Here is a 26,219-nt window from a genome sequence, read left to right on the forward strand (position 1 = left end):
GCGCACCGGTTCCCTCCGCTATGGGCGAACAACCTTGCGCCCTTTACCGCCTCCGCGCGCCCCCGCTCCCGGCACGGTGTGCGCACGCGGAGCGACCCAGCGTAACCTCCGGCGCTTTCCGCAGGTTGCACTGTCATGGTCGGCAGCCTTTCCACGATCCCTCTCCCGGTCCCGCTTCCCCGTCGGCCGCTCGACCCCGGCGACCGGGCACGGCACTGGTACGAGAACGAACTGGGCTGGGCGACGGTGCCCGGGGCACCGGTACGACTTGTCGTGGGCGACCGCTTCGACGTCCTGGACGTGCCCCTGGAGGCCGGACGGGCGGCGCTGCGCCATCTGGGGTCCGGCCCGGCGGCGCCGGCGTTCCCGGTGGCGGTGCAGGCGGACCGGTTGCGGCTGCTGGTGGCCGCGGGCAGCGCTCAGGAGCTGCCGGGGCTGCTGCGCTGGCTGGAGTGGGACGCTCTGGACCTGGACCTGGTGGGGCTCGGCGCGGGGACGCTGATGGACGCTCCGCCGCCGCCCGGCACCGGTCCCGGGACGCGCCCGCAGGGCCGTCCCGGTCCGCAGGGGGCCGCCGAGTGGCTGCGGCCCCCCGTACCGGGACGCGAGGTCGAGGCCTCGCTGCCGACCATGTCGGCGATGGGGGGCGGCGGGGGTGCCCCCGATCTCGTACGGCTGGTGAACACGGCGGCGACGCAGTGCCACCGGACCCGGCTGCGGCGCGCGTGCGGCCGGCCGCCGGCGCCCGCTCGGGCCCCCCTGCCGTGAAAAAGCCTCGTGCCGGCCTCGGTCAGCCGTTGGCCTTCTCGTAGGCCTCGCGGATGGTCGCGGGGACACGGCCGCGGTCGTTGACCTCGTAGCCGTTCTCCTTCGCCCAGGCGCGGATCTGCGCGGTGTCCTGGCTGCCGCCGGACGCCGCCGCGCGCGCCTTTCCACGCCCGCCCGCAGCACGGCCACCGGTACGCCGGCCGCTCTTGACGTACGGCTCGAGAAGGCCGCGGAGCTTGTCCGCATTGGCGGTGGTGAGATCGATCTCGTATGTCTTGCCGTCCAGTGCGAACGTCACGGTCTCGTCCGCCTCGCCGCCGTCGAGGTCGTCGACAAGAAGGACCTGAACCTTCTGTGCCACCGGATTTCCTTTCATCGATAACGTCAGGGCCGGGGCTGGTCGGGCATCCGCCGTTTCGCCGTCCCCTGTTATATGCAGTACTGCAGTACGTCGGAAAGCAAACCGCTTTTGCGGGAAAAACACAAACCCCTGGGAGAGACCGGACCCTCATCACCGACCGGAAACGTGCGCGTTTCGGACATAGGGAACGCGGGCATGACCGGTCCGACGGAATGCGGCTTCCCCGGCTCGCCCCCGGACAGCTCTTCGCGCGCCTGTGCCGATCACAGATGCAGAAGCATCCGGCTGTTGCCCAAGGTGTTCGGTTTCACCCGTTCGAGACCGAGGAACTCCGCGACGCCCTCGTCATAGGAACGCATCAGCTCCGCGTAGACATCCGTGTCGACGGGCGTCTCCCCGATCTCCACGAAGCCGTGCTTCTGGAAGAAGTCGACTTCGAAGGTCAGACAGAAAACGCGGCGAACGCCGAGCCAGCGCGCGGTCTGCAGCAACTTCTCCAGCAGGTGGTGACCGACACCGGCACCCTTGAGTCCCGGCTTCACCGCCAGGGTGCGCACTTCCGCCAGGTCTTCCCACATCACGTGCAGTGCGCCGCAGCCGACGACCTCGGCGTTGTCGTCCCGTTCGGCGATCCAGAACTCCTGGATGTCCTCGTAAAGCGTGACCGTCGCTTTGTCGAGCAGGATGCGCTCGCGGGCGTAGTCGTCCAGCAGCCGGCGCACGGCCGGGACATCGCTGGTCCGGGCCCGCCGGACCGTGATGGCTTTTGCGGGGACTTCGGGATGTGCTGCCGGTCGCTCTACGGGATGCTCTGCGGGCATGAACGGACGCTATCGCCCGGTGCCGCGGGGTGCCGAGCCGGGGTTCCGGTCGCCGGAATCGGAGGCGGGCACGCCGGCGCCCCGGGCCGTATCCGTCACTTCTCCGGCGGCCGTCGCCGTTGTACCGGTTCCTTCGGCCCGTTCGGTCCGTTCGGGGCCTTCGGCCGCTTCCGCGGGGGCGCCTTGTGCGCGCAGGACCGTCGTACCGCCCTCGGGGGTGCCTTCGACGATCCGTACGGCATCCCGCAGGGCACGCCGCTGTTCCTCGCTCATCATCCCGAAGAAGGCGACGAGAGCTGCGGCGGCGTTGTCGCTCTGGGACCAGGCCTCGTTCATCAGCGCGGCGGCGTAGGCGGCCCGGGTGGAGACCGCCTCATATCGATAGGCACGGCCTTCCGCTTCCCGCCGCACCCAGCCCTTCTGATGGAGATTGTCCAAAACGGTCATCACCGTGGTGTAGGCGATGGACCGTTCCTGTTGGAGGTCTTCCAGGACTTCCCGAACGGTCACCGGGCGGTTCCACTTCCACACCCGCGTCATGACCGCGTCTTCGAGTTCTCCCAAGGGGCGAGGCACACTTCAGACCATAGTGGGAGATGAGGGCAATGGCGTGCCGAACCTTCACCATGACGCCATATGCGAACAAAAAGGGCGTACGGCGCGCAGCACGGCGGGGTGTCCGTGCCGGGGGCCGTACGCCCGGTCAGGCGTCGGTGGAGGCGGTGCCCGCGGGGGCGGCGGTCTGACCGGCGCGGGCGGAGGCCATGGCGGCGTCGACGGCCGCGTCCTCCTTGGCCTTGGCGGCCCCGCCCTGGGTCTTCACGATCACCCTGACCAGACCGATGAAGAAGGCGGCCATCACGATCGGCGGAACGAGTGCGGAGACGTAGTCCATGGATCCAGAGTAGCCAGGAGCGCGGGACAAACAGGGGCGGGGTGGCCCGGACCGCTACACGGCGGCGAGTCGCGCGGTCAGCCGCTGCTGCGGGTTCTGGGAGGGCGGGGCCGGTTTGCGCCGCGGGAAGACCTCACCCGGCGTGGGGACGGGACGGCGTACGGGCTTGTCACCCCCGGGGGCGGGCGCCGGGCCGGGCCGGGCGGGTGGGGGCTGCGCGGGGGCGGGCCGCGCCGGGGCGGGACGCTCACCGGGCTTGGGCGCCGGCCGCTTCACGGGCTCCTGGCCGGATCCGCCGCCCTGGTCCGTCCGGGCGCCGGGCACGGTGGGGACGGGAGCCGGGCCCGGGATCCGGGTGGGGCCGCTGGGGCGCCGCTGCGGCCCGAGAGCGTCCAGCGGCTCGCGCGGGCCGCGGGAGGCGGGCACCGACGGGACGGGCGCGGACGGGGTGGACGGGCTGTGCGGGGCCGGGGCGGACGACGCCGGGACGGGCGTCGCCGCGGCGGCGGGCCGGGGCCGGCAGCGGCGCAGGAGCGCCGCGGCGGCCGGGTTGCCGCGCAGGGCGCCCAGGGCGGCGAGGTCGTCGGAACCGGGCAGGTACCCGGCGCCGAGGGCCTCTTCGAGGAGTGCGAGGTAGCCGACGGCCGTGCCGGGCAGCGCGTCACGGTAGCGGGCCAGATCGGCCACCAGGAACGCGCGCAGCCGGGCACCCTCGCGCATCGCCTCGTCGAGCGACTCGGCGAGGCGGCGGCAGTCCTGCACGTCCTCGGCGCGGGCGGGACGGAGATGAAGGGCGACGGCGAGGGCGCGGCGGAGCACACGCAGCTCCTCCGCGCCGAACGCCATGCCGCCGCGGGTTCCGTATGGCGTGGGCATAGGGCCGACCATACGCGCTAATCAGACAAATTCGACATAAGGCGCGTACGTGGCGTCCGGTGTGGCGCGCGGAGTGTCGTGCACGACGTGCGCGCTGTGCAGGTCGCGCCGGGCGTGCACGGCTGCCTGCGTTGTGGACCGGTGCCGGGTGAGCCGCAGGTGGCGCGTGCTGCCACGCGCGCGTGCTGTGCGGGTGCGGTGCTGCACGCGCGCGTGGACGGGCGGCCGCGTCACATGCGGGACACGTTGCGCTCGTAGACCAGCCGCAGTCCGATCAGGGTCAGCCAGGGTTCGTGCTCGTCGATCACGGAGGACTCGCCGAGCACCATCGGGGCGAGCCCGCCGGTCGCGATCACGGTGACGTCGTCCGGGTCGTCGGACAGTTCCCGGGCCATGCGGCCCACGACACCGTCGACCTGTCCGGCGAACCCGTAGACGATGCCCGCCTGCATGGCCTCGACCGTGTTCTTGCCGATCACGCTGCGCGGCCGGGCCACCTCGATCTTGCGCAGCTGGGCGCCCTTGACTCCGAGGGCGTCCACGGAGATCTCGATACCGGGGGCGATGACGCCGCCGATGTACTCCCCACGCGCGGAGACCGCGTCGAACGTCGTCGCCGTGCCGAAGTCCACGACGATGGCCGGGCCCCCGTACAGCTCGACGGCCGCGACCGCGTTGATGATGCGGTCCGCGCCGACCTCCTTGGGGTTGTCGGTCAGGATCGGCACCCCGGTCTTGACGCCCGGCTCGACGAGCACGGCCGGCACGTCGCCGTAGTAGCGCCGGGTCACCTCGCGCAGCTCGTGGAGCACCGACGGCACGGTCGCGCAGATCGCGATGCCGTCGATGCCGTCGCCCAGCTCGTCGCCGAGCAGCGGGTGCATGCCCATCAGGCCCTGCAGGAGCACGGCCAGCTCGTCGGCCGTGCGGCGGGCGTCCGTGGAGATGCGCCAGTGCTCGACGATGTCCTCGCCGTCGAACAGGCCGAGGACGGTGTGCGTGTTGCCCACGTCGATGGTCAGGAGCATGGCCGGTCCTACTCCGCCTCGCGCAGATCCAGGCCGATGTCCAGGATCGGCGAGGAGTGGGTGAGGGCCCCGACGGCCAGGAAGTCGACACCGGTCTCCGCGTAGGCTCGGGCGTTGCCCAGGGTGAGCCGGCCCGAGGCCTCCAGGAGCGCGCGGCCGTCGACGATCGCCACGGCCTCCTCGCACTCACCGGGCGTGAAGTTGTCCAGCAGGATCAGGTCGGCGCCCGCGTCCACGACCTCCCGCAGCTGGTGCAGGGTGTCGACCTCGACCTCGATCGGCACGTCCGGGAAGGCCTCCCGTACGGCCTTGAAGGCCTGCCCGACGCCGCCGGCGGCCACCACGTGGTTGTCCTTGACCAGGGCGGCGTCCGAGAGGGACATGCGGTGGTTGACGCCGCCGCCGGCCCGGACGGCGAACTTCTCCAGGGACCGCAGACCCGGCGTCGTCTTGCGGGTGTCGCGCACCTTGGCCTTGGTGCCGTCCAGGGCGTCCGCCCACGCGCGCGTGGCGCTGGCGATGCCCGACAGGCGGCACAGCAGGTTGAGGGCGCTGCGCTCGGCGGTCAGCAGGTCGCGCGTGCGCGTGGTGACCGACAGCAGCTTCTGTCCGGCCTCGACGCGGTCGCCGTCCTCGACGTGCCGCTCGACCTCGAACTCGTCCGTGCACACCACCGAGAGCACCGCCTCGGCGACGCGCAGACCCGCCACCACGCCGGCCTCACGCGCGGTGAAGTCGCCGGTGGCCACGGCCTCCTCGGGGATGGTCGCGACCGTCGTCACGTCCACGCCGTGGGCGAGGTCCTCCTGGATGGCGACGTTGGCGATGTCCTCGACCTCCACGGGATCGAGTCCGGCAGCGGCCAGCAGCTCGGCGAGCGCGGGGTCCAGCCCGCACTCCAGGTACTCCTCGTCGGCGTCCGCGCCGCAGGCACAGCCGTCGCCGCAGCCTCCGTTCGAGGCGAGGGGAAGGTCTTCGGTGCTCACTTGTGTCACTGCTCCTGGGGACGGCGGGGCGCGGTGGCCCCGGGGCGGGTCGGGGGGAAGTCTGCGGTGTCCGTGGTGTGCACGAGGGGCGTACGCGCGGAGTTCAGCCGTACGACGATGTGGCGGCGCCAGCGGGCGTCGTCGCGGTCGGCGTGGTCCTCGCGCCAGTGGCAGCCGCGGGTCTCCTCCCGCAGCCGGGCGGCGGCGACCAGAACCCGGGCCACGCACAGGAGGTTGGTGGCCTCCCAGGTGTCGACGCCGGGCTCGGCGGTCTTGCCGTTCTCCTCCAGCGCGCCACGGGCCTCGGCGTGCAGTTGTTCGAGCCGCTCGGCGGCCGTGGCCAGGGACGCGGCGGAGCGCAGCACACCCGCGCCCTCGGTCATGACGCGCTGGATCGCGAACCGGGTCTCGGGGGCGAGCAGCGGGTGCGCGGGCTGCCCGGCGTGCGCGACGGGCTGCGGCACGCGCGCGTGCAGGCCGTTCTCGGACCGCTCCCGTGCGATGTCGGCGGCGATCCGTTCGGCGTAGACCAGCCCCTCGAGCAGGGAGTTGGAGGCGAGCCGGTTGGCGCCGTGGACGCCGGTACAGGCGACCTCTCCGCACGCGTACAGACCGGGCACGGTGGTCCTGCCGCAGGAGTCGGTGCGCACGCCCCCGGAGGCGTAGTGGGCGGCCGGGGCGACCGGGACCGGCTCGGTGACCGGGTCGATGCCGTGGGCGCGGCAGGCGGCCAGGATCGTCGGGAAGCGGTGCTCCCACATCGCGGCCCCGAAGTGCCGGGCGTCGAGGAACATGTGCGCGGCGCCCTGCTCCTGCATGCGGCGCGTGATGCCCTTGGCGACGATGTCCCGGGGCGCCAGCTCGGCCAGTTCGTGCTGCCCCACCATGAACCGCACGCCGTCGGCGTCGACCAGGTGGGCGCCCTCGCCGCGCACCGCCTCGGAGACGAGCGGCTGCTGGCCCTCGGCGTCCGCGCCGAGGAAGAGCACGGTGGGGTGGAACTGCACGAACTCCAGGTCGGAGACCTCCGCGCCCGCGCGCAGGGCGAGCGCCACGCCGTCGCCCGTGGACACGGACGGGTTGGTGGTCGCGGAGAAGACCTGGCCCATGCCGCCGGTGGCGAGGACCACGGCGGGCGCGTGCACGGCGCCCACGCCGTCGTGCTGGCCCTCGCCCATGACGTGCAGGGTCACGCCGGCGGTGCGGCCCTCGGCGTCGGTCAGCAGGTCCAGCACGAGCGCGTTCTCGACGGTGCGCACCCCGCGCGCGCGGACCGCGTCGACGAGCGCCCGGGAGACCTCGGCGCCGGTCGCGTCACCGCCCGCGTGCGCGATGCGGCGCCGGTGGTGGCCGCCCTCGCGGGTGAGCTGGATGCCGCCCTCGTCGTCGGTGTCGAACCGCGCCCCGGTGGAGATCAGGCGCCGTACGGCGTCGGGACCGTCGGTGACGAGGATCCGTACCGCCTCCTGGTCGCACAGGCCGGCGCCGGCCACCAGGGTGTCGTCCAGGTGCTGTTCGGGGGTGTCGCCCTCGCCGAGGGCCGCGGCGATGCCGCCCTGCGCCCAGCGGGTGGAGCCGTCGTCGAGGCGGGCCTTGGTGACGACGACGGTGGTCAGGCCCGCGGCCTCGCAGCGCAGGGCGGCGGTCAGGCCGGCGACACCGGAGCCGACGACCACGACGTCCGCGGCGATGGACCACCCGGGCGCGGGCGCGTGCAGTCGTATGCCTGTGCTGGTCACGAGGCGGCTCCAAGGGGTTCCCGGGGCCCGGGGGTCCCGGGGTTCTGGAAGGTGAGGGGCAGGTTGTCGATCAGGCGGGTCGCCCCGACCCGGGCGGCGACGGCGAGCACGGCCTCGCCGGTGAAGTCGTCCCCGATCTCGGTGAAGTCGGACGGGTCGACGAGGGCCAGGTAGTCGAGTTCGAGCGGCGGGTCCAGGCGCGCGGCCTCGTCGAGGACCAGCCGGGCCGCCGCGCGGACGGCGTCCGCCGCGCCGGGGGACGCCTTGGCGACGGCGGCCGCGTCGGCTGCCGCGCGGGACTCCCCCAGCGCGCTCAGCGCCTCGGCACGCGCGCGCGTGGAGGGCACTTCACGGGCCCGGGCGCGCAGGGCCTCCTGGGCGGCGTGCCGGTCGCGGCCGGCGAAGAGGGCCTGGGAGAGGGCGAGAGCGGTCTGCCGTTCCCGCGGGGAGAGGTAGCGGTTGCGGCTGGACAGGGCCAGTCCGTCGTCCTCGCGGACGGTGGGGACGGCGACGATCTCCACGCCGAAGTTCAGGTCGCGCACCATGCGGCGGATCAGGGCGAGCTGCTGGGCGTCCTTCTGGCCGTACAGGGCCGCGTCGGGGCGGGTCAGGTGCAGCAGCTTGGCGACGACGGTGAGCATGCCGTCGAAGTGACCGGGGCGCGAGGCGCCCTCCAGTCGCTCGCCCATGGGTCCGGCGGTGACCCGGACCTGCGGCTCGCCGCCGGGGTAGACCTCCTCGACGGAGGGCGCGAACACCACGTCGGCGCCCGCCTGCTCGGCGATCTTGAGGTCGGCGTCCAGGGTGCGCGGGTAGCGGTCGAGGTCCTCGCCCGCGCCGAACTGGAGCGGGTTGACGAAGACGGTGACGACCACCTCGCCGTCGCCGCCGGCGAGGGCGCGCGCGGCGCGGATCAGGGTGGCGTGGCCCTCGTGCAGGGCGCCCATGGTCATCACGACGGCACGGCGGCCGGTGCGCACGCGCGCGTGCAGCTCGTCGGAGGTGCGCAGCAGGGTGGTGGTCATCGGGCGTCTCCGTTCTCGGGCGCCGGGGTCACCGGGCGGCCTTCCTGTGCGTACTCCGGTGCTCTTGTCCGCGGTGCCGTGGGCCGCGGTGCGGTGGCCCCTGGTGCCGTGGCCCGCGGGGCCGCTCGGCCGGCCCGCGCCGTCGTGGGGCGCGGTGCCGTGGCCCCTGGCGGGGTGGTCCCTGGCGCCGCTCGGCCGGTCCGCGCAGTCGTGGGGCGCGGTGCCGTCCGGTTCGCCGAGTGCCCCGCGCGGGTCATCGGGCATCCCCTTCGCCGCCGCCGGTCCGGCCGGGGCCGCCGGCCGCGTCGGTTCCTCCGGCCAGGACGTCCAGCAGGTCCTCGGCCAGTTCCGGCTTCAGCAGGCCGTGGGCGAGGGCGCGGTCGGCGGTGGCGCGGGCCATCGCCAGGTAGCCGGAGACGGTCTGCGGGGCGTGCCGGCGCAGCTCGGCGACGTGCGCCGCGACCGTGCCCGCGTCGCCGCGCGCGACGGGGCCGGTGAGTGCCGCGTCGCCGGAGCGCAGGGCGTTGTCCAGGGCGGCGCCGAGCAGCGGGCCGAGCATCCGGTCGGGGGCCCCGACACCGGCGTCGCGCAGCAGCTCCATGGACTGCGCCACCAGCGTCACCAGGTGGTTGGCGCCCAGGGCGAGCGCCGCGTGGTAGAGCGGCCGCATGTCCTCGGCGACCCACTCGGGCTCGCCGCCCATCTCGATGACCAGGGCCTCGGCGGCCAGCCGCAGCTCCTCGGGGGCGGTGACGCCGAAGGAGCACCCGGCCAGCCGCTGCACGTCCACGGGGGTGCCGGTGAAGGTCATCGCCGGGTGCAGGGCGAGCGGCAGCGCGCCCGCGCGCAGGGCCGGGTCCAGCACCTTGGCGCCGTACCGACCGGAGGTGTGCACGAGCAGCTGGCCCGGCCGGACGGCGCCGGTCTCGGCGAGGCCCGCGACGAGAGCCGGCAGGGTGTCGTCGGGGACGGTCAGCAGGACCAGGTCGGCGCGCTGGAGCACCTCGGCGGGCGGCACCAGGGGGACACCGGGGAGCATCAGGTCGGCCCGGCGCCTGGAGGCGGCGGAGACGCCCGAGGCGGCCACCGGCCGGTGGCCCGCGAGCTGGAGGGAGGCGGCGAGCGCGGGGCCCACCCGCCCGGCGCCGACGACGCCGACGGTGAGCCGCGCGGGGCGGTCCCTGGGGTCTGGCTGTTGGCTTGTACTCACGCGGCAGTGGCCTTCCGTTCCAGTCCGCTCCGGGTACCGGACGATTTCTCGTCATGTTAACGCTATCGGTGCGGGAGGCGTCCGGTTGTCCACAGGCTGTGGGTTTCGCCACGGCGGCCCGGCGACGGAAACCGGGTACCCGCCGCGCTCGGCGCGCGGGATGATCCACGGCATGAGCGACAGCACGGAACAGGCAGGACAGGGTCCGGCGGGACAGGGCCGGGCGGGACACGACCCGGCAGGGCCCGGCGACGCGGGACGGGAGCGCACCGGGCGGGACGTACGCCCGGAGGAGCCGGTGTGGGACGAGGAACGGCGCAAGCGGCTGCGGGAGAGGCGCATAGCCGTGAGCCGGGGCGCGGAGCGCGTGCTCTCGCGCTCCGGGTACCTGGGCACGCTCCGGGAGCGGCTCGCGGACCTGGACCGGGCGCGGGACGTCTACGACCTCGACGAGCTGGGGGACTTCTACGGCAGCGGCGTCGTCGAGGCCCTGGAGGGCCGGGTCGCCGCGCTGCTCGGCAAGGACGCCGCCGCCTTCTTCCCGACCGGCACGATGGCACAGCAGGTCGCCCTGCGCTGCTGGGCGGCCCGTACCGGCAACCCGGCCGTGGCCCTGCACGCCCTCTCCCACCCCGAGGTGCACGAACGCCACGCCCTCAGCCAGGTCTCCGGGCTGCGCCCGGTGCGGGTGACGAACGAGCCGCGGCAGCCGACCGCCGACGAGGTGCGCGGCCTGGACGAGTCCTTCGGGACGCTGATGCTGGAGCTGCCCCTGAGAGACGCCGGTTTCGTGCTGCCCTCCTGGCAGGAGCTGACCGACATCGTCGCGGTGGCGCGCGAGCGGGAGGCGGTGGTGCACTTCGACGGGGCGCGCCTGTGGGAGTCCACCGAGCATCTCGGGCGGTCGCTGGCGGAGATCGCGGACCTGGCCGACAGCGTGTACGTGTCGCTCTACAAGTCCCTGGAGGGCCTCGGCGGCGCCGTGCTCGCCGGGCCCGGCGAGCTGATCGAGGAAGCGAAAGCCTGGCGGCACCGGTACGGCGGCACGGTCTTCCAGCAGTTCCCGACCGCCCTGTCGGCGCTGGCCGGGCTCGAACGGGAGCTGCCCCGGCTGCCCTCGTACGTGCGGCACGCGCGCGTGGTGGCCGCCGCGCTGCGCGAGGGCTTCACGGCGGCCGGGGTGCCCTGGTTCCGCGTGCATCCCGAGGTGCCGCACACGCACGAGTTCCAGGTCTGGCTGCCGTACGACGCGGACGTGCTCGCCGAGGCGGCGGTGCGCCAGGCCGAGGCGACGGGGACCCTGCTGTTGGCCCGCCCCTGGGACCGCGGCGGCCCCGGGCTCGCCTTCACCGAGGTCACCGTGCGTGCCGCCGGCCTGGAGTGGACGGCCGACGACGTGAGGGCGGCCGTCGCCGACTTCGTCGCACGGCTGCGGGAGGTGCGGGAGGAGCAGAAGGGGCAGTAGGTGCCTGGCGTGCCGGAGGCACGGCGGACGCGGAAGGTCAGCAACCGCTGGGGCGAGGCCGGTGCAGCCGCCGGCCGCGGAGCAGGGCCGGCCGTCGCCGTCCGGCCGGACGCGGCCGCCGGCGCAGCGCGAGGCGCAGCCGTCCGCGGGCCGGGCGCCCGGCGAGCACCGCGCGGAAGCGCCGTTCCTCGCGCAGTTCGCGGAGCGCCTTCCGGTCGTGCAGTCCCGGCGCGGGGGGCTCCGGCTCGCCGTGCTGCCGGGCGCGGTGGACGTCGAGGAAGTACTGCTCGGTGATGCTCATGGCGTATCGCCTTCTGGGGACGTGAGGGGGAGGAACGGGCACGGCAGGGAACGACCGGCGACGGGCTCCGCGGCTGCCCGGTCCGCTCCAGGTTGCGCCGGTGCCCGCGTGATGTCCCGCCGATTGACGTCGGCCGTCAATCGGGGACGGCGTTGTCGGTGGCGGCGTGCACCATGGGGGCATGAGCGTGCGCATCGACATCACGGGGCTGCGGCCGGAGAGGGCCGCAGCCGTGCCCTCGCCCCTGGCCGAGCTGGGCATGGCGCTGCACGCGCTGTCCGAGCCGGGGCACCACCCGGGCCTCCAGGGCTGGGCCACGGGCGTGACCGCCCGGCTCGACTCGCATCTCGCCGACCGCATGTGCGAGGCGGACTTCCTGTGGCGGACGACGTTCTCCGACCTGTTCCTGCCCTGCGCGGGCCTGCCGGGCCGGACGGCGCTGCCGGGCCAGTCCCTCGCCGAGGAGCTGGACCTGCTCGACAAGCTGTCCGACGAGCAGTTCGTGGACGCCGCCCTGGAGTTCACCTGCGCCCTGCCCTACGGCGAACCGGGCGCCGGCCCGCTCACCGACGCGGGGCTGCGCCGGCGGGCGCTGGAGCTGGCCGCGGCGCGCGGGCCGCAGCAGGTGCGCTTCAGCGAGCGCCTGCTGGCCGATCCGCCGCTCATCCGGGCGTGGCTGCGGCAGTTCCTCCAGGACTGCGACGAGGCGTTCTTCGCGGAGACCTGGTCCCGGCTGGGCCACCAGCTCGCGGCGGACGCCCGGCACAAGACGGAGCTGCTGCGCCGCCGGGGCCTGGCCGAGGCGCTGGCCGCGGTGTCCCCGGCGGTCGAGCTGGACGAGGCGGCCGGCCGGATCACCGTCGACAAACTCGGTGACGGCCGTACGGCCACCGCGGACGGCGGCCTGCTGCTGATACCGACGAGCCTGGGCTGGCCGCACCTGATGGTCCTGCACCGCCACGGCTGGCAGCCGGTGCTGCACTACCCGGCCGCCTCCCCCGAGCTGTCCGCCCCGCCCTCGGTGGAGCAGCTGACCCTGCGGATGTCCGCGCTGTCCCACCCGGTGCGGATGAGACTGTGCCGCAGCCTGGCCCGCAGCGCGTTCACCACCAGCGAGCTGACACAGGTGCACGGCATGACCGCGCCCGAGATATCCCGGCACCTGAGCGTGCTCAAGAAGGCGGGCCTGGTCACCACCCGGCGCCGCGGACGGTACGTCTACCACCAGCTCGACGTGGCGATGGTGGCCCGGCTCGGCAGCGACTTCCTGGAAGGGATACTCCGCTAGGGCACGTATCGAGTCGTGATCAATCTGCGGGATGTGCCTTCGTGGCATGGTCTGGTCCGGTAGACCGTCGTACGTGACACGAGTGCAACTGACTGACCCGGAGTGGGAGTTCATCGAGCCGTACCTGCCGATTGGCGAGTACGGCCCGTACCCCGAGCGGCTGCGGCAGCAGTTCGAGGGCGTGATCTGGCGGTTCAAGACGGGCGGCCAGTGGCGGGAGATGCCGACAGAATTCGGTGCATGGTCGACCGTCCACAACCGCTTCCGGCAGTGGCGTGACGCCGGGGTCTTCGAGGCGCTGCTGGAGGGCCTGATCGCGGAAGCCGCGAAGCGCGGTGAGGTGGACCTGTCCTTGGTCAGCATCGACTCCACCACCACCCGTGCCCACCACGACGCGGCCGGGATGCACCTCGGTGAGGACGTTGTCACTGCCCTGGAGAAAGCCGCCGCCGAGGAGGAGAAGGCCAGGTCAAAGGGGGCGGCCTCGAAGAACAAACAGGGCAGGAGACCGAAAGCGGTCCCGCGCGGGAAGAACGACGACGCGTCCGGCGTCGGCACAAACTCCGGCTGAAGGCCGCCCTCCTCGGACGCTCCAGGGGCGGACAGACCAGCAAGGTCCACCTCGCCGCCGACCGCAAGTGCCGCCCGCTGGCGTTCATCCTGACCGCGGGCCAGGCAGCCGACAGCCCACAGTTCATCCCCGTCCTGAAGAAGGTGCGGGTGCGCGGGCCCGTCGGCCGCCCCCGCACCCGGCCGGACGCAGTCGCCGGAGACAAGGCTTACTCGTCTCGCGGCAACCGCGCCTACCTGCGCAAACGCCGTATCAAGGCAGTCATCCCGGAAAAGAAGGACCAGGCCGCCAACCGGAAGAAGAAGGGCAGTGGAGGCGGTAGGCCCGTCAGTCACGACACCGGGCTCTACAAGGAACGGAACACCGTCGAGCGGGCGATCAACAGGATGAAAGCATGGCGAGGCATCGCCACCCGCTACGACAAGACCCCGGCGAGCTACCTCGCCGGACTCCACCTCCGGGCCTCCGTGATCTGGATCAAGGACCTCACACGAGCAGCCCCTTGATCACAACCGAATACGCGCCCTAGCCGTACGGAGACGGTCCGAACGGCCGGCACCGGACCGGTCGGGCCGGCCTGTCCGCGGTCAGTCGAACCGGATGTGCCGCATGCCGACCCCCGCCTGCCGCAGCCGGGTGCGCAGCGGGCCGCCGGTGTGGGGCCGCAGGGTCAGGCCCGCCAGGACGGCGATGCGGTCCGCGGTCTTCGGCACACTGGTGCGGTCGGTCCACAGGTGCTCGGCGAACTCCGGCTCCCGCAGCCGCTCCAGGCAGTGGTCGAGCCGCTGGACGGCCCAGCTCTCCCGGCGCGGGCCCGTGTTCTTCCCGGCGGCGTTCGGGAGCAGGTGGCCGAGGCCGCGCTCGCGCAGCCGCTTCAGGACCGTCCCGCGCTCCGCGAGCAGGGTGAAGTGCCGTACGTCGTGACCGAGTTCGCGCAGTCGTCCGACGGTCTCGGCGAAGTAACGCGGGTCCGTGACGGTCATGGGGGCGATCACCACCCCGTCGTGCCCGGTCAGGGCCAGGTCGAGCACCTCGACCACGCCCTGCCGCCAGGACACCAGGTCCTGGAAGTCCCCCCGTTGCGCGGGCGGCAGCATGCGGTGCAGGCCGAAGCCCAGGTGCTCGGGATCGCAGATGACGCTGCCCGCCAGGCGGCGGTGGATCTCATGTGCGGTCTGTGTCTTGCCGCCCCCGAAGGGGCCGTTGATCCACAGGAGCATGCGCAGACCCTACCGGCGCCCGGGCCGGCCCTCAGCCGTGACCGCCGGCCCGGACCAGACCCGTCTCGTAGGCGAGGACCACCACCTGTACGCGGTCGCGCAGGCCCAGTTTGGTGAGGATGCGGCCCACATGGGTCTTCACCGTGGCCTCGGACAGCACCAGCCGGGCGGCGATCTCTCCGTTGGACAGGCCCTGCGCGACCAGGATCATCACCTCGCGCTCGCGTTCGGTGAGCCGCTGCAGCTCCTTGTGCCGGGGCTCCTGCCCGCCCGCGGGCAGCATCGGCGCGAACCGGTCGAGCAGCCGGCGCGTGGTGGAGGGCGCCACCACGGCGTCACCGCTGTGCACGGCGCGGATCGCTGCGAGCAGGTCACCGGGCGGCACGTCCTTGAGCATGAACCCGGAGGCGCCCGCCTTCAGCCCGGAGAAGGCGTACTCGTCGAGGTCGAAGGTGGTCAGGATCAGCACCTTGGGCGGGTTGGGCTCCGAACAGATGCGGCGGGTGGTCTCCACCCCGTCCAGCTTCGGCATGCGCACGTCCATCAGCACCACGTCGACCGCGGTGGCCCGCAGCACCTGGAGGGCCTCCACGCCGTCACCCGCCTCGGCGACGACCTCCATGTCCGGCTGGGCGGCGAGCACCATCCGGAATCCGGTGCGCAGCAGCACCTGGTCGTCGACGAGCATCACGCGGATCGTCATGGGGGTCCTCTTCCGTCAGGTGTGGCCGCGGGCGGGCGGCGCAGGGCCGGGGCGGTGGCGGTGGCGGTGGGCGGGCGGGGCGGCTGGTAGGAGCGGGTGTGCGGCGCGCCGGCCGGGGCGCGCGTCGGCGTCGGTGCGCCGTCAGTGCGCCGGCTTGAGCGGCAACAGCGCACTGATACGGAAGCCTCCACCGGGGCGCGGGCCCGCGTCCAGCGTGCCGCCGACCATACCCACGCGCTCTCGCATCCCGATCAGGCCGTGCCCCTGTCCGTCGGCGCCGCCCTCCTCGTACAGCTCGTGCGGGGCGCCCTTGCCGTCGTCCTCGACGAGCAGCCCGAGGCCGTCGTCGAAGTACACCAGACGCACGCTCGCACCCGCGTTCGGGCCGCCGTGCTTGCGGGTGTTGGTGAGCGCCTCCTGCACGATGCGGTACGCGGTCAGCTCGACGCCGCTGGGCAGCGGGCGCGGCGTCCCCTCGACCCGGAAGTCGACCGGCAGGCCGGAGCCCCGGCACTGCTCGACCAGGTCCTCGATCTGCTCGGCGTTGGGCTGCGGGACGTACTCGCCGCCCTCCTGGTGCTCGCCGGTGCGCAGCACGCCCAGCAGGCGGCGCATCTCGGCGAGCGCCTGGCGGCCGGTGGAGGAGATGGTCTCCAGGGCCTTTCTTGCCTGGTCGGGCGCGGCGTCCATGACGTAGGCGGCGCCGTCGGCCTGCACCACCATCACCGACACGTTGTGGGCGACCACGTCGTGCAGCTCGCGCGCGATACGGGCGCGCTCGGCGGCGACCGCGACCTTGGCCTGCGCCTCGCGCTCCTTCTCCAGGCGGGCGGCCCGCTCCTCCAGTTGCGCGAAGTAGGCGCGACGGGTGCGCATGGAGTCGCCGAGCACCCAGGCCAGGACGAACGGCACGGTGGTGAAGATCGCTATCGCGACATTGCCCGCGGCGCTGGAGTGCTGCTCGGGCCAGCGGATCTGCGCGAGCGTCGCCGCGCTCATCCCGCCGGCCAGGGCGAACCGGGAGGCCCAGCGGGCACCGATGGCGGCGACCGTGTAGATGATCACCAGCATGGCGAAGTCGCCGACCGTCGTCTCGATGTCCAGCACCAGCTGCGCCGCGCCGGTCGCGGCCGCAAGCAGCACCATCTTCTCCGGCATGCGGCGGCGCAGCGCGACCACCACGCTCAGCACGGCGGACACCGCCAGCGCCGCGGGGACCGATCCGTGGTGGCCCGGCGTCCCGTCGACACTCACCGCGCCCAGGCCGGAGAACCCGAGCAGGACGAGGGCCCAGAAGCCGTCGACCCATGCCGGGTGCCTGCGGAGAAAGTCATAGAGACGCTGCACGTAACCCAGAGTAGGGAAGTGTGATAGGTGCATGGGTCAACCGGAGGGCCGATCCGCGCTCCCCGCGCGTACTCCGCAAGGTGGAGGCCGTGATCACCTGTACGCCTACTCTGGCGGGGTGGCGGACGACACGAGGGCGGACGAATGGCGCGGCTGGCGCGCGGCGGCCCAGGCCGCCCTGTACGGACCGGACGGCTTCTACCGGCGGCCCGAGGGGCCGGCCGGGCACTTCCGTACGTCGGTGCACGCCTCGCCGCTGTTCGCGACGGCCGTGGCGCGGCTGCTGTGCCGGGTCGACGAGGTGCTCGGGCACCCGGCGGTGCTCGGCTTCGTGGACATGGCGGCCGGGCGCGGGGAACTGGCCGCCGGGGTGCTGGCCGCGCTGCCCGCGCAGGTGGCCTCCCGCGCGCGTGTGCACGCCGTCGAGATCGCCGCACGGCCGCCCGGGCTCGATCACCGGATCGAGTGGCTGAGCGAACCGCCCCGGCGGGTCACCGGGCTGCTGTTCGCCAACGAGTGGCTGGACAACGTGCCGGTGGAGGTGGCGGAGGTGGACTCCGCGGGCGTGCCCCGGCGTGTGCTCGTACGCCGGGACGGGGCGCAGCGGCTCGGGGAGCCGGTGGCGGGCGCGGACGCCCGGTGGCTGGCCCGGTGGTGGCCGCTGCCCGCCGAGGAAGGACTGCGGGCGGAGATCGGCCGGCCCCGGGACGACGCCTGGGCCGGGGCCGTTTCGTGCGTGGAGCGGGGCCTGGCGGTCGCCGTGGACTACGCGCACGTGGCGGGCGCCCGGCCGCCGTTCGGCACCCTCACGGGGTTCCGCGAGGGACGGGAGACCGGGCCCGTGCCGGACGGTTCCTGCGACATCACGGCGCACGTCGCCCTGGACGCGTGCGCCGCGTGCACGCCCCCGGAGCCGGGCGGGTCCGACGGCGCTCGGTCGCCGCTCCCGCCCGCGCGCCTGCTCACGCAGCGCGCTGCACTGCGCGCCCTCGGCATCACCGGCGCACGCCCCCCGCTCACCCTTGCCTCCACGCGTCCCGCGGAGTACGTACGCGCCCTGGCGCGCGCCGGGGAGGCCGCGGAGCTCACCGCGGCGGGCGGTCTCGGCGACTTCGGCTGGCTGCTGCAGCCGGTGGGCCTCCCGGAGACGGACGCGGCGGCCCTACTTGTCGATGTCCCCGACCACGAAGAACATTGACCCGAGGATCGCCACCATGTCCGCCACCAGCGTGCCCGGCAGCAGCTCGGTGAGGGCCTGGATGTTGTTGTACGACGCCGAGCGCAGTTTCAGCCGGTACGGCGTCTTCTCACCCTTGCTGACCAGGTAGTAGCCGTTGATGCCGAGCGGGTTCTCGGTCCAGGCGTACGTGTGCCCCTCGGGGGCCTTGAGGACCTTGGGGAGCCGCTGGTTGACCGGCCCCGGCTCCAGGGCGGCCAGCCGGTCCAGACAGGCGTCGGCGAGGTCGAGGGCGTTGTGGGTCTGTTCCAGCAGGCACTCGAAGCGGGCCAGGCAGTCGCCCTCCTGCCGGGTGACCACCTTCAGGACGTCCGCCAGTTCCCCGTACGCCAGGTACGGCTCGTCGCGGCGCAGGTCGAGGTCGACCCCCGAGGCGCGCGCGATCGGCCCGCTCACTCCGTAGGCGTGCACGGCCTGCGGCGTCAGCGCGCCCACGCCCCGCGTGCGCCCCCGGAAGATCTCGTTGCCGAGCACCAGGTCGTCGAAGACGTCCATGCGCGAGCGCACGGCGGCCACGGCGGCACGCGCGCGCGTGGACCACCCGGCGGGCAGGTCCTCCTTCAGGCCCCCGACCCGGTTGAACATGTAGTGCATCCGGCCACCGGAGACCTCCTCCATGACGTTCTGCAGGACCTCGCGCTCCCGGAAGGCGTAGAAGACCGGCGTGATGCCGCCCAGTTCCAGCGGGTAGGAGCCGAGGAACATCAGGTGGTTCAGCACCCGGTTCAGCTCCGCGAGCAGCGTGCGCGTCCACACCGCGCGCGGGGGGACCTCCATACCGAGCATCCGCTCCACGGCGAGGACCACGCCCAGCTCGTTGGAGAACGCCGACAGCCAGTCGTGGCGGTTGGCGAGCATGATGATCTGCCGGTAGTCCCGCGCCTCGAACAGCTTCTCCGCGCCCCGGTGCATGTAGCCGATCACGGGCTCCGCGCGCATGATGCGCTCGCCGTCCAATACCAGCTTCAGCCGCAGCACACCGTGCGTGGACGGGTGCTGGGGCCCGATGTTGAGCACCATGTCGGTGCTCTCCGCGGCACCGCCGATCCCGACCATGGTCTCCGTCGTGGGAGTCATGGCCCCAGTCTCCCCTACGTACGCTTGCCCCATGGAAACGGGGAGCCCGCACGACGACCGGACGGCCGGGGACGAAACGGTGTGGAGCGCGCTGCCGCCCGGCCTGCTGCGCATGCGGCGGATGCTGCTGGTGGTGTGGCTGGGCACGGCCGCCGTGGCCGCCGCCGCGGTGCCCGGCGCCCTGGCCGGTCCGGTGTGGTCGGCGTTCGCGGTGCTGCCCCTCGCCGTGATGGCCTGGGGCTGGGTGCTGCTGGGGCGCAACTGGCGCTCCTGGCGGTACGCCGAGCGCGCCGACGACCTGCTGATCAGCCGGGGCGTGCTGTGGCGTGAGGAGACCGTCGTGCCGTACGGGCGGATGCAGCTGGTCGAGGTCACCTCCGGGCCCGTCGAACGGCGCTTCCGCCTGGCCACCGTGCAACTGCACACGGCCGCCGCCGCCACCGACGCGACCATCCCCGGCCTCGACCCGGCCGAGGCGGAGCGGCTGCGCGACCGGCTCACCGAGCTGGGCGAGGCCCGATCGGCGGGACTGTGACGGCGGCGGGGGGCGAGGAGCCCGGCAGCAGGGACCGGGCGGCCGCACCCGCGGACGAGCCCGCGGCCGCCGGTCCGGCCACCTCCATGGCCACACCCGCCGCCGGGTCCGTCGGCGGGCGAGGCGGCACGACGCTCGGAAAACCGGCCGGCGGATCCAGCGTCGGCGGCCCGGCCGGTGGACCGTCCGCCGGTGAGCGGCGGCTGCACCCCGTGACACCGCTGCGCCGTGCGTGGGCACCGGTCGCCGTGCTCGCCGGCTGGGCCGTGCACGACCCCGGACAGGCGCACCAGCAGCTGACCAGGCTCACGACCGCCTGGCTGCTGACGGGGCTCGCGGCACTCGTCGGAGCCGCCGCCCTCTACGGGTTCCTGTCCTGGTGGTTCACGCACTTCGCGGTGACCGACACCGAACTGCGCATACGCACCGGGCTGTTGTTCCGCCGCACCGCGCACATCCGGCTGGAGCGCATCCAGGCCGTCGACGTCACCCGGCCACTGCTCGCACGGGTCGCGGGCGTGGCCAAGCTGAAACTCGACGTCGTCGGGACCGACAAGAAGGACGAACTCGCCTTCCTCGGCGAGGAGGACGCCCGCGCCCTGCGCGCCGAACTCCTCGCCCGGGCCGCGGGCTTCACCCCCGAGGCCGCGCGGGAGGTCGGCGAGGCGCCCGCGCGGGAGCTCGTCCGTGTTCCCGCGCGCGTGATAGCGGTCTCGCTGCTGCTGGTCGGCGCGACCTGGGGCTCCCTGGTCGCCGCCCTCGTCGTGCCGTCCCTGCTGTGGCTGGCCACCCACAGCCTGTGGACCGTGCTGGCCACCGCCCTGCCCCTGTTCGGCGGGGCCGTGACGAGCAGCGTGGGGCGCTTCGTGGCCGCCTACGACTGGACGGTGAGCGAGTCGCCCGACGGGCTGCGCATCGACCGGGGTCTGCTGGACCGCACCCATGAGACGGTGCCGCCGGGACGGGTGCAGACCGTACGGATCGTGGAGCCGCTGCTGTGGCGGTGCTGGAGGTCGCCCGCGCCGGCCGGCGCGGGGCGCGGGCGCGGCTGGGTCCGGGTGGAACTGGACGTGGCGGGATCGTCGAACTCCGTGCTGCTGCCGGTGGCGCCGCGGGAGATCGCCGAGTCGGTGATCGCGCGGGTGCTGCCGGGCGTGACGGTGCCGGAGGCCGGCTCGCTGGCCAGGCCGCGCCGGAGCGCCCGCTGGTGCGCGCCGGTGCGGTGGAGGGGGTACGGAGTCGCCGTCACCGACGCGGTGTTCGCCGCCCGGCACGGAGTGCTGCGGCGCCGGCTCGCGCTGGTCCCGCACGCCAAGGTGCAGAGCGTACGGCTCACCCAGGGACCCTGGAAGCGGCTCTGGGGGGTCGCCGACGTGCACGTGGACACGGGCGCGAACAAGACCGTGACGGCACGGCTGCGGGACGTGCAGGAGGCGGCGGGGCTGCTGCGGGCGCAGGCCGAACGGTCACGCACGGGACGCCACGGCGCCCGGCCGGACCGCTGGATGACCCGGAGCACGGCAAGGACAGAGGCCGGAGCCGGGGCCGAGACCGAGGCCGAGGCTGGGGACGTGGCCGGGGCCGAGACCGGAATCCAGACCGGGACCGAGTCCCAGACCTAGACCAGGATCCAGACCGACACCGGGACTCAGACCGAGACCGGGGCCCAGAACGAGACCGAGACCGACACCGGCGCCGAGTTCCAGGCCGACACCGGGATCCAGACCGTCATCGCGACTCAGACCGGGATCCAGACCGAGACCAGGCAGCGGTAAGGGGCGCGGCCCCTTGTGCCACGCCCCTTACCGCTTCTCTCCTGCTCGCTCCCGCTCCCTGCGGCCGTGCGGCGTCCTCGCCGTCCGCGTCTCCCGGTCCTCTCAGGACACCGCGGTGCGCAGGTCCTGGAGGTCGATCTGTTCCGTCTCGTCGTGGGCGGTCAGGTCGATGACCTGACCGGCGGCGCGGGCCTCGGTGCCCTCGCCGGCCGGCTTGTCCGCGGTCTCCGCCCCGGCCTCGGCTTCTGCCTCGGCCTTGTGCAGCGCGAGGGCCTCCGGGCCGACGACGTCGGCGAGGTCCTCGTTCTGGACGGCTTCCAGGGCGGCGGGCGGCGCCCCCTTCTTCGCACCGAAGAAGTCGAACCCGCCCTCGGTCAGCGGACGCCGGGCGGGCGCGGGGGGCACGACGGCCACGGCGGTCGGCACGGCGTAGTGGCCGGCGGGCTGCCGGACCGAGGCGCCCGGCACGGCCCCCGCCGAGCCGCCCGCCTCGGACTTCCCCTGTGGATCGTCCTCCCGCGCGGGGGCCTCATCATGGCCGGCGGTCTCGGCGGACGCCGGCGTACGGGAGGCCCCGGCGGCCGCCTCCGTCTTCGCGGCCGCGTGTTCCGTGCGGCCGCCTTCCGTGCCGAACCGCGCCAGCGCGGCCACGGCCCGCGCGAACAGCTCCGAGCCCTCGGGGGAGAACACGGCGGGAGCCACGGCCGCCGGCACCTCCTCCGCGGAACCGGCCTCGGCGGACCCGTCCCGCACCGGCCCGCCCCCCGCCGGACCCGCCCCCGCCGGACCGGCGTCCGCAGACCCGCTCGGCGCGGACCCGGTCCCGGCGGATCCCGCCGCCACGGGCGCACCCTGCGCGGACGCGGTACGGCTCGGGGCCGCCGGCAGCGCGGGCAGGTCGGCCCCGGCCTCCAGCTCCAGCAGGCGGCGGCCCTCCAGCGCGCTCGCGCGCTCGGTCTCCGCCGTGGCGTACCGCCGCAGCAGCGCCGCGTGCTCGTTGCGCAGCCGCGCCAGTTCCGACCGCTTGGCGCGCAGCTTCTGATCCAGGCGCGCACGCAGTTCGCGCGACTCCTCCAGGTCCGACTCGAGTTCGGCGACGCGTTCCTCGAAGCGCCACTCGTCGCTCGCCCGCGCGCGCGCGAGGTCGGCCACCTTGCGGCCCGCCTGGGTGTCCCAGCGGCGCAGGACGACCGCACCGGCGATCGCCGTCACCGCGGCGGCCGCCGCGAGGGAGCGCAGGACCACCGGTGCCGTGAACACCCAGGGGCCCACGGCGCAGACGAGGGAGACGCCGGCGATCGCCGAGGGAGGCAACAGCCTGTGCAAGGGAGGGGAATGGCGGTGACGTCCACGTGGCATGGCCAGAAACTTACCGCGCGTAGGCGAATCGTGGTGGGCCGCCCCGCAAAAAGGCGGCCGTACCGAAACCTTCACAGGGCATCAGGAGTTCCCCTTCCGCATCCGCGCCCGTACACAGCCGAGTTCCGCCCGAGTACAACGCGGAGTCCGGCCGAACTCCGGACGCTTTTCAAGATCATTCCTGGCATCGTCCACTCCCTCGCGGAGATCTCGCGGGGATCGCTCCCGCCCGGGCTCAGCGCTCGGCCAGCCGCGCGCTGATCCACTGCAGGCTCGCCGGGATCTCCCGCTTCCAGGTGTTGAAGTTGTGACCGCCGCTGTCCAGGATGATCGACGAGATACGGGTCTTCTTCGTCGCCTTGACCGCGTCGATGAACTTCAGCGTGGACTTGTAGTTGGACTCGCCCTGCCTGCTGCTGGTGACGAGCAGGGAAGTGTCCGGCGCCGGCAGATGCTTGACGCTCCAGCCGAGGTCGGCGCGATTCTTCAGATTCTTGTCGCCCTGGAAGAGATCACCCGTCGTGGGGTCGATCGGCGCCTTGTAGTAAGGCGACAGACCCACACCCGCGCCGTACACCGCGGGATAGTGCATGGCGATTTTCAGCGCGCAGTAACCGCCCGTGGAATCACCGATGACACCCCAGCCGCCCGGCTTCCTGTCGACCCGGTAGTGGGCGCCCACGGCGTCCGGGAGGTCACGGCCGAAGAACTTCTCGGTCTGCGGGCCGCCCGGGATGTCCACGCACTCGGTGTCGCGCGGCGGCGCCACCGTCGGCCGCAGCATCACCAGGATCATCGGCTGCATCCGGCCCTCCTTGGCCAGCTCCTGCGCCGTGCGCGGGTAGTTCAGCTTGCTGATGAGCGCCTGGGCGGTGCCCGGGTAGCCGGTGAGGACGACGGTCGCGGGGAACGTGCGCGTGCGGTACTGCGGCTGGAAGTACTCCGGCGGCAGGTAGACGAAGGCGGGCGAGGCGATGTGGGACGTACGGCCCACGACGTCGACCTTCTGTATCTGCCCGGTCAGCTGCGGCCGGGATCCGCCGGCCAGCTGCACCTGCTGCGTGCCCACCACCCGCAGCGGGCCGGTCGAGCCGCTCGCGGCGTGGTCGACGACGACACCCTGGTCGGTCTCCTGGCCGAACAGGTCGGCCCAGCTCGCGTAGAAGCCGAAGGCCTGGTTGGCGGCCAGGCCGACGCAGGCGAAGATCGCCGCCTGCGTGACCAGCAGGATGCCGACCCGCCCGCTGACCGACGGCCAGCTGCGCCGCGCCAGGCGTGGCCACAGCCACACCGTGGCGACGAACAGCAGTACGGCGAACAGCACCGCCAGTACCAGCACCTTCTTGCTCGTGAGACCCATGAGCTCTTTCCTGCCTGCACTCGATGCCCGGCCCGCCGGCACCTCCTTGGCGCGAGCTTGCCCCGGGCTTTCCCTGGCCTTTGACCCGGATTCCGGGTGGGGAGTGAACCTTCCTCCCCCAGACACCGTCCTAGAGGGCGCAATGTCGCCGGATGCCCGGATCGGCACCGGATTCAAGGTCTCTCGCAGAACTATGGGATGCGATGTCTGTCAGGATAGATGGGGAAAAGCCGGGCGGGGTTCCGAGCCGATCGAGCCGGGTACAGCGCATACTGCGCGGTCCGCGCGCCGAGGCCGTCCCCACGCTGATCGGCAGGGCCTGCGCGGTCGTGGGCCTCCTGGACATCGCGGCGGGTGTCTTCCCGCGCTTCCGGCACAGCCGGATGCACGCCTGGGCCGAGGTACTGCCGGGCTCCTTCGGCCCGTTCGCCGCGGCCCTCTCCCTCAGCGCGGGCGTACTCCTGCTGCTCCTCGCGCACGGTCTGCGCCGGCGCAAGCGCCGCGCCTGGCGCGCCGCCGTGGTGCTGCTGCCGGCCGGCGCGGCCGCCGAGTTCGTCTACCGGCACTCCGTGGTCGGCGTCGTCATCGCCCTGGCGCTGCTCAGCCCGCTGCTGATGCACCGCAAGGAGTTCTCGGCCCTGCCCGACCCGCGCAGCAGGTGGCGGGCGCTGACCAACTTCGTGCTGATGAGCGCCGGTTCGCTGGCGCTGGGCATGCTCATCGTCAGCGTCCACACGCACCGCATGGTCGGCGACCCGAGCGTCGCGGACCGGCTCACCCACGTCGTGTACGGCCTCTTCGGCTTCGAGGGCCCCATCGACTACCAGGGCAACACCTCCTGGACGGTCGCCTTCTCCCTGGGCGCCCTGGGCTGGATCACCGCGGTCACCACCATCTACCTGGCCTTCCGCCCCGAGCACCCGGCCGCCCGCCTGACCGAGGAGGACGAGGTCCAGCTGCGCGCCCTGCTCGCCAAGCACGGCCGCCGCGACTCGCTCGGCCACTTCGCGCTCCGCCGCGACAAGGCGGTCGTGTTCTCCCCCAGCGGCAAGGCCGCGGTGACCTACCGCGTCGTCTCCGGTGTGATGCTCGCCAGCGGCGACCCGATCGGTGACGTCGAGGCGTGGCCGGGCGCCATCGAGCGCTTCATGGACGAGGCCAAGGCCCACTCCTGGACGCCCGCCGTGATGGGCTGCTCCGAGACCGGCGGCGAGGTGTGGACCCGCGAGACCGGCCTGGACGCCCTGGAGCTGGGCGACGAGGCGGTGGTCGACGTCGCGGATTTCTCCCTCGCCGGACGCGCGATGCGCAACGTCCGTCAGATGGTCAAGCGCATCGAACGGGCCGGCTACGAAACGCGGGTGCGGCGCATCCGTGACCTCGGCGACGCCGAACTGGAGCGCATCCGCAACGCCGCCGAGGACTGGCGCGGCACCGACACCGAACGCGGCTTCTCCATGGCGCTCGGCCGCATCGGCGATCCCGCCGACGGCGACTGCCTGATAGCCACCGCGCACAAGCAGGACGACGAGATCGGCGAGTACGGCGACCTGAAGGCGATCCTGCACTTCGTGCCGTGGGGCCAGGACGGCGTCTCCCTGGACCTGATGCGGCGCGACCGCTCCGCCGACCCCGGCATGAACGAACTGCTGATCGTGGCGGCGCTCCAGGCCGCCCCGAAGTTCGGCATCGCCCGGGTCTCGCTCAACTTCGCGATGTTCCGCTCGGCCCTGGCCCGCGGCGAGAAGATCGGGGCGGGCCCGGTGCTGCGCGCCTGGCGCGGGCTGCTGGTGTTCCTCTCCCGGTGGTTCCAGATCGAGTCGCTGTACAAGTTCAACGCCAAGTTCCAGCCCCGCTGGGAGCCGCGGTTCGTCGTCTACCGCTCCTCCTCCGACCTCGTCCGCATCGGCTTCGCCGCCATGCAGGCGGAGGGCTTCGTCAACCTGGCCCTGCCCATGCCGCGCTTCCTGCGCCGCCGCCGCTCCGCCGCCCAGCGCCCGTGCGCGCACGCGGTGGCAGAACGGGACGTCCGCGCGGCCTGACGTCCACCCGGCCCGGCATCCGCGGGGCCTGACACCGATCCGGCCTGCCGCCGGCGCGGCCCGTCCCCCGAGCGGGCCGCGCCCGGCACGGCCCGTCCCCGACGCGGCCCGGGCGACCGCCCGCCTCCCCGACCCGAGGCGGCGGCTGCCCGGGCCGCGTCCGTGCCCGTGGACCGCCTCGTCCGCGCCCGCGGCCTCTCCTCGGGTCAGCGGGGTCGCCGCCGGATGCG

The 26,219-nt window shown here is 73.5% G+C and carries 24 protein-coding genes and 1 pseudogene; 8 read left to right on the forward strand and 17 right to left on the reverse strand.

Annotated features, from left to right (window positions below; all coding sequences use genetic code 11):
* Positions 1-135 precede the first annotated feature (135 nt).
* The gene (locus tag AC6I72_RS14070; RefSeq protein WP_498001100.1) at positions 136-768 is read left to right on the forward strand and encodes an SCO3374 family protein; all 633 of its coding nucleotides are present in this window, start codon (positions 136-138) and stop codon (positions 766-768) included.
* Positions 769-790: 22 nt separating this feature from the next.
* Here the strand turns inward: AC6I72_RS14070 and AC6I72_RS14075 are convergent, their stop codons facing one another.
* From AC6I72_RS14075 to AC6I72_RS14120, 10 genes are all read right to left on the reverse strand, one after another.
* Complete coding sequence (locus tag AC6I72_RS14075; protein ID WP_498001102.1) at positions 791-1,129, reverse strand: histone-like nucleoid-structuring protein Lsr2; 339 nt, start codon at positions 1,127-1,129, stop codon at positions 791-793.
* Positions 1,130-1,392: 263 nt separating this feature from the next.
* Positions 1,393-1,950, reverse strand: coding sequence for an amino-acid N-acetyltransferase (locus tag AC6I72_RS14080; RefSeq protein WP_051812175.1), 558 nt, complete (start codon positions 1,948-1,950; stop codon positions 1,393-1,395).
* A gap of 9 nt (positions 1,951-1,959) precedes the next feature.
* The gene (locus AC6I72_RS14085) at positions 1,960-2,514 is read right to left on the reverse strand and encodes a BlaI/MecI/CopY family transcriptional regulator (protein WP_498004689.1); all 555 of its coding nucleotides are present in this window, start codon (positions 2,512-2,514) and stop codon (positions 1,960-1,962) included.
* A gap of 139 nt (positions 2,515-2,653) precedes the next feature.
* Positions 2,654-2,845, reverse strand: coding sequence for a hypothetical protein (locus tag AC6I72_RS14090; RefSeq protein WP_498001104.1), 192 nt, complete (start codon positions 2,843-2,845; stop codon positions 2,654-2,656).
* A gap of 54 nt (positions 2,846-2,899) precedes the next feature.
* Positions 2,900-3,721, reverse strand: a complete 822-nt coding sequence (locus AC6I72_RS14095; protein ID WP_498001106.1) for a hypothetical protein — start codon at positions 3,719-3,721, stop codon at positions 2,900-2,902.
* A 230-nt stretch (positions 3,722-3,951) separates the two neighbouring features.
* Positions 3,952-4,749: a type III pantothenate kinase gene (locus AC6I72_RS14100; RefSeq protein ID WP_366725354.1), complete on the reverse strand. Its 798-nt coding sequence runs from the start codon at positions 4,747-4,749 to the stop codon at positions 3,952-3,954.
* A gap of 8 nt (positions 4,750-4,757) precedes the next feature.
* Entirely contained in the window at positions 4,758-5,735 is a 978-nt protein-coding gene (gene nadC, locus AC6I72_RS14105) for a carboxylating nicotinate-nucleotide diphosphorylase (protein WP_498001108.1), read from the reverse strand.
* A gap of 5 nt (positions 5,736-5,740) precedes the next feature.
* Positions 5,741-7,474: an L-aspartate oxidase gene (locus tag AC6I72_RS14110; RefSeq protein WP_498001109.1), complete on the reverse strand. Its 1,734-nt coding sequence runs from the start codon at positions 7,472-7,474 to the stop codon at positions 5,741-5,743.
* A complete protein-coding gene (gene panC, locus AC6I72_RS14115; protein ID WP_498001111.1) occupies positions 7,471-8,499 on the reverse strand; it encodes a pantoate--beta-alanine ligase in 1,029 nt (342 codons plus the stop codon). The genes AC6I72_RS14110 and panC overlap by 4 nt, the downstream gene beginning before the upstream one ends.
* A gap of 253 nt (positions 8,500-8,752) precedes the next feature.
* The gene (locus AC6I72_RS14120; RefSeq protein ID WP_498001113.1) at positions 8,753-9,709 is read right to left on the reverse strand and encodes a Rossmann-like and DUF2520 domain-containing protein; all 957 of its coding nucleotides are present in this window, start codon (positions 9,707-9,709) and stop codon (positions 8,753-8,755) included.
* Between the two features lie 160 nt (positions 9,710-9,869).
* Here AC6I72_RS14120 and AC6I72_RS14125 point away from each other — a divergent pair, with 160 nt between their 5' ends.
* The gene (locus tag AC6I72_RS14125; RefSeq protein ID WP_498001115.1) at positions 9,870-11,174 is read left to right on the forward strand and encodes a threonine aldolase family protein; all 1,305 of its coding nucleotides are present in this window, start codon (positions 9,870-9,872) and stop codon (positions 11,172-11,174) included.
* A 37-nt stretch (positions 11,175-11,211) separates the two neighbouring features.
* Here AC6I72_RS14125 and AC6I72_RS14130 read toward each other — a convergent pair whose 3' ends face one another.
* Positions 11,212-11,475 (reverse strand): hypothetical protein, encoded by a 264-nt coding sequence (locus tag AC6I72_RS14130; RefSeq protein WP_498001116.1) that lies wholly within the window; start codon positions 11,473-11,475, stop codon positions 11,212-11,214.
* Positions 11,476-11,656: 181 nt separating this feature from the next.
* Here AC6I72_RS14130 and AC6I72_RS14135 point away from each other — a divergent pair, with 181 nt between their 5' ends.
* Positions 11,657-12,763, forward strand: a complete 1,107-nt coding sequence (locus AC6I72_RS14135) for a DUF5937 family protein (protein ID WP_037850464.1) — start codon at positions 11,657-11,659, stop codon at positions 12,761-12,763.
* 73 nt (positions 12,764-12,836) lie between these two features.
* Positions 12,837-13,840 (forward strand): annotated as a pseudogene (locus tag AC6I72_RS14140) (IS5 family transposase).
* 81 nt (positions 13,841-13,921) lie between these two features.
* Here AC6I72_RS14140 and AC6I72_RS14145 read toward each other — a convergent pair.
* From AC6I72_RS14145 to AC6I72_RS14155, 3 genes are all read right to left on the reverse strand, one after another.
* Complete coding sequence (locus AC6I72_RS14145) at positions 13,922-14,554, reverse strand: AAA family ATPase (RefSeq protein WP_498001118.1); 633 nt, start codon at positions 14,552-14,554, stop codon at positions 13,922-13,924.
* A 31-nt stretch (positions 14,555-14,585) separates the two neighbouring features.
* The gene (locus AC6I72_RS14150; protein ID WP_037850468.1) at positions 14,586-15,257 is read right to left on the reverse strand and encodes a response regulator; all 672 of its coding nucleotides are present in this window, start codon (positions 15,255-15,257) and stop codon (positions 14,586-14,588) included.
* Between the two features lie 141 nt (positions 15,258-15,398).
* On the reverse strand, positions 15,399-16,604 hold the full coding sequence (locus tag AC6I72_RS14155; protein ID WP_037850470.1) for a sensor histidine kinase: 1,206 nt from the start codon (positions 16,602-16,604) through the stop codon (positions 15,399-15,401).
* A 118-nt stretch (positions 16,605-16,722) separates the two neighbouring features.
* On the opposite strand from AC6I72_RS14155, the gene AC6I72_RS14160 reads away from it, so the two are divergent.
* Positions 16,723-17,802, forward strand: coding sequence for an SAM-dependent methyltransferase (locus AC6I72_RS14160; protein ID WP_498001119.1), 1,080 nt, complete (start codon positions 16,723-16,725; stop codon positions 17,800-17,802).
* On the opposite strand, the gene AC6I72_RS14165 is transcribed toward AC6I72_RS14160, so the two are convergent.
* Positions 17,767-18,918 carry an NADH-quinone oxidoreductase subunit D gene (locus AC6I72_RS14165; protein WP_366725343.1) on the reverse strand — a complete coding sequence of 384 codons (1,152 nt, stop codon included), beginning with the start codon at positions 18,916-18,918 and terminating at the stop codon, positions 17,767-17,769. The genes AC6I72_RS14160 and AC6I72_RS14165 overlap by 36 nt on opposite strands.
* 31 nt (positions 18,919-18,949) lie before the next feature.
* On the opposite strand from AC6I72_RS14165, the gene AC6I72_RS14170 reads away from it, so the two are divergent.
* Together AC6I72_RS14170 and AC6I72_RS14175 are read left to right on the forward strand one after the other, a co-directional pair.
* Positions 18,950-19,453 carry a PH domain-containing protein gene (locus AC6I72_RS14170; protein WP_498001121.1) on the forward strand — a complete coding sequence of 168 codons (504 nt, stop codon included), beginning with the start codon at positions 18,950-18,952 and terminating at the stop codon, positions 19,451-19,453.
* Positions 19,454-19,539: 86 nt separating this feature from the next.
* Positions 19,540-21,075 (forward strand): PH domain-containing protein, encoded by a 1,536-nt coding sequence (locus tag AC6I72_RS14175; protein WP_498004690.1) that lies wholly within the window; start codon positions 19,540-19,542, stop codon positions 21,073-21,075.
* Positions 21,076-21,330: 255 nt separating this feature from the next.
* Here the strand turns inward: AC6I72_RS14175 and AC6I72_RS14180 are convergent, their stop codons facing one another.
* A complete protein-coding gene (locus AC6I72_RS14180; RefSeq protein WP_498001122.1) occupies positions 21,331-22,587 on the reverse strand; it encodes a coiled-coil domain-containing protein in 1,257 nt (418 codons plus the stop codon).
* A 235-nt stretch (positions 22,588-22,822) separates the two neighbouring features.
* The gene (locus AC6I72_RS14185; RefSeq protein ID WP_498001123.1) at positions 22,823-23,947 is read right to left on the reverse strand and encodes an alpha/beta hydrolase; all 1,125 of its coding nucleotides are present in this window, start codon (positions 23,945-23,947) and stop codon (positions 22,823-22,825) included.
* Between the two features lie 203 nt (positions 23,948-24,150).
* Here AC6I72_RS14185 and AC6I72_RS14190 point away from each other — a divergent pair, with 203 nt between their 5' ends.
* On the forward strand, positions 24,151-25,989 hold the full coding sequence (locus AC6I72_RS14190) for a phosphatidylglycerol lysyltransferase domain-containing protein (protein WP_498001125.1): 1,839 nt from the start codon (positions 24,151-24,153) through the stop codon (positions 25,987-25,989).
* Positions 25,990-26,219: the final 230 nt, after the last annotated feature.

This window comes from Streptomyces sp. Xyl84 (assembly GCF_059731885.1).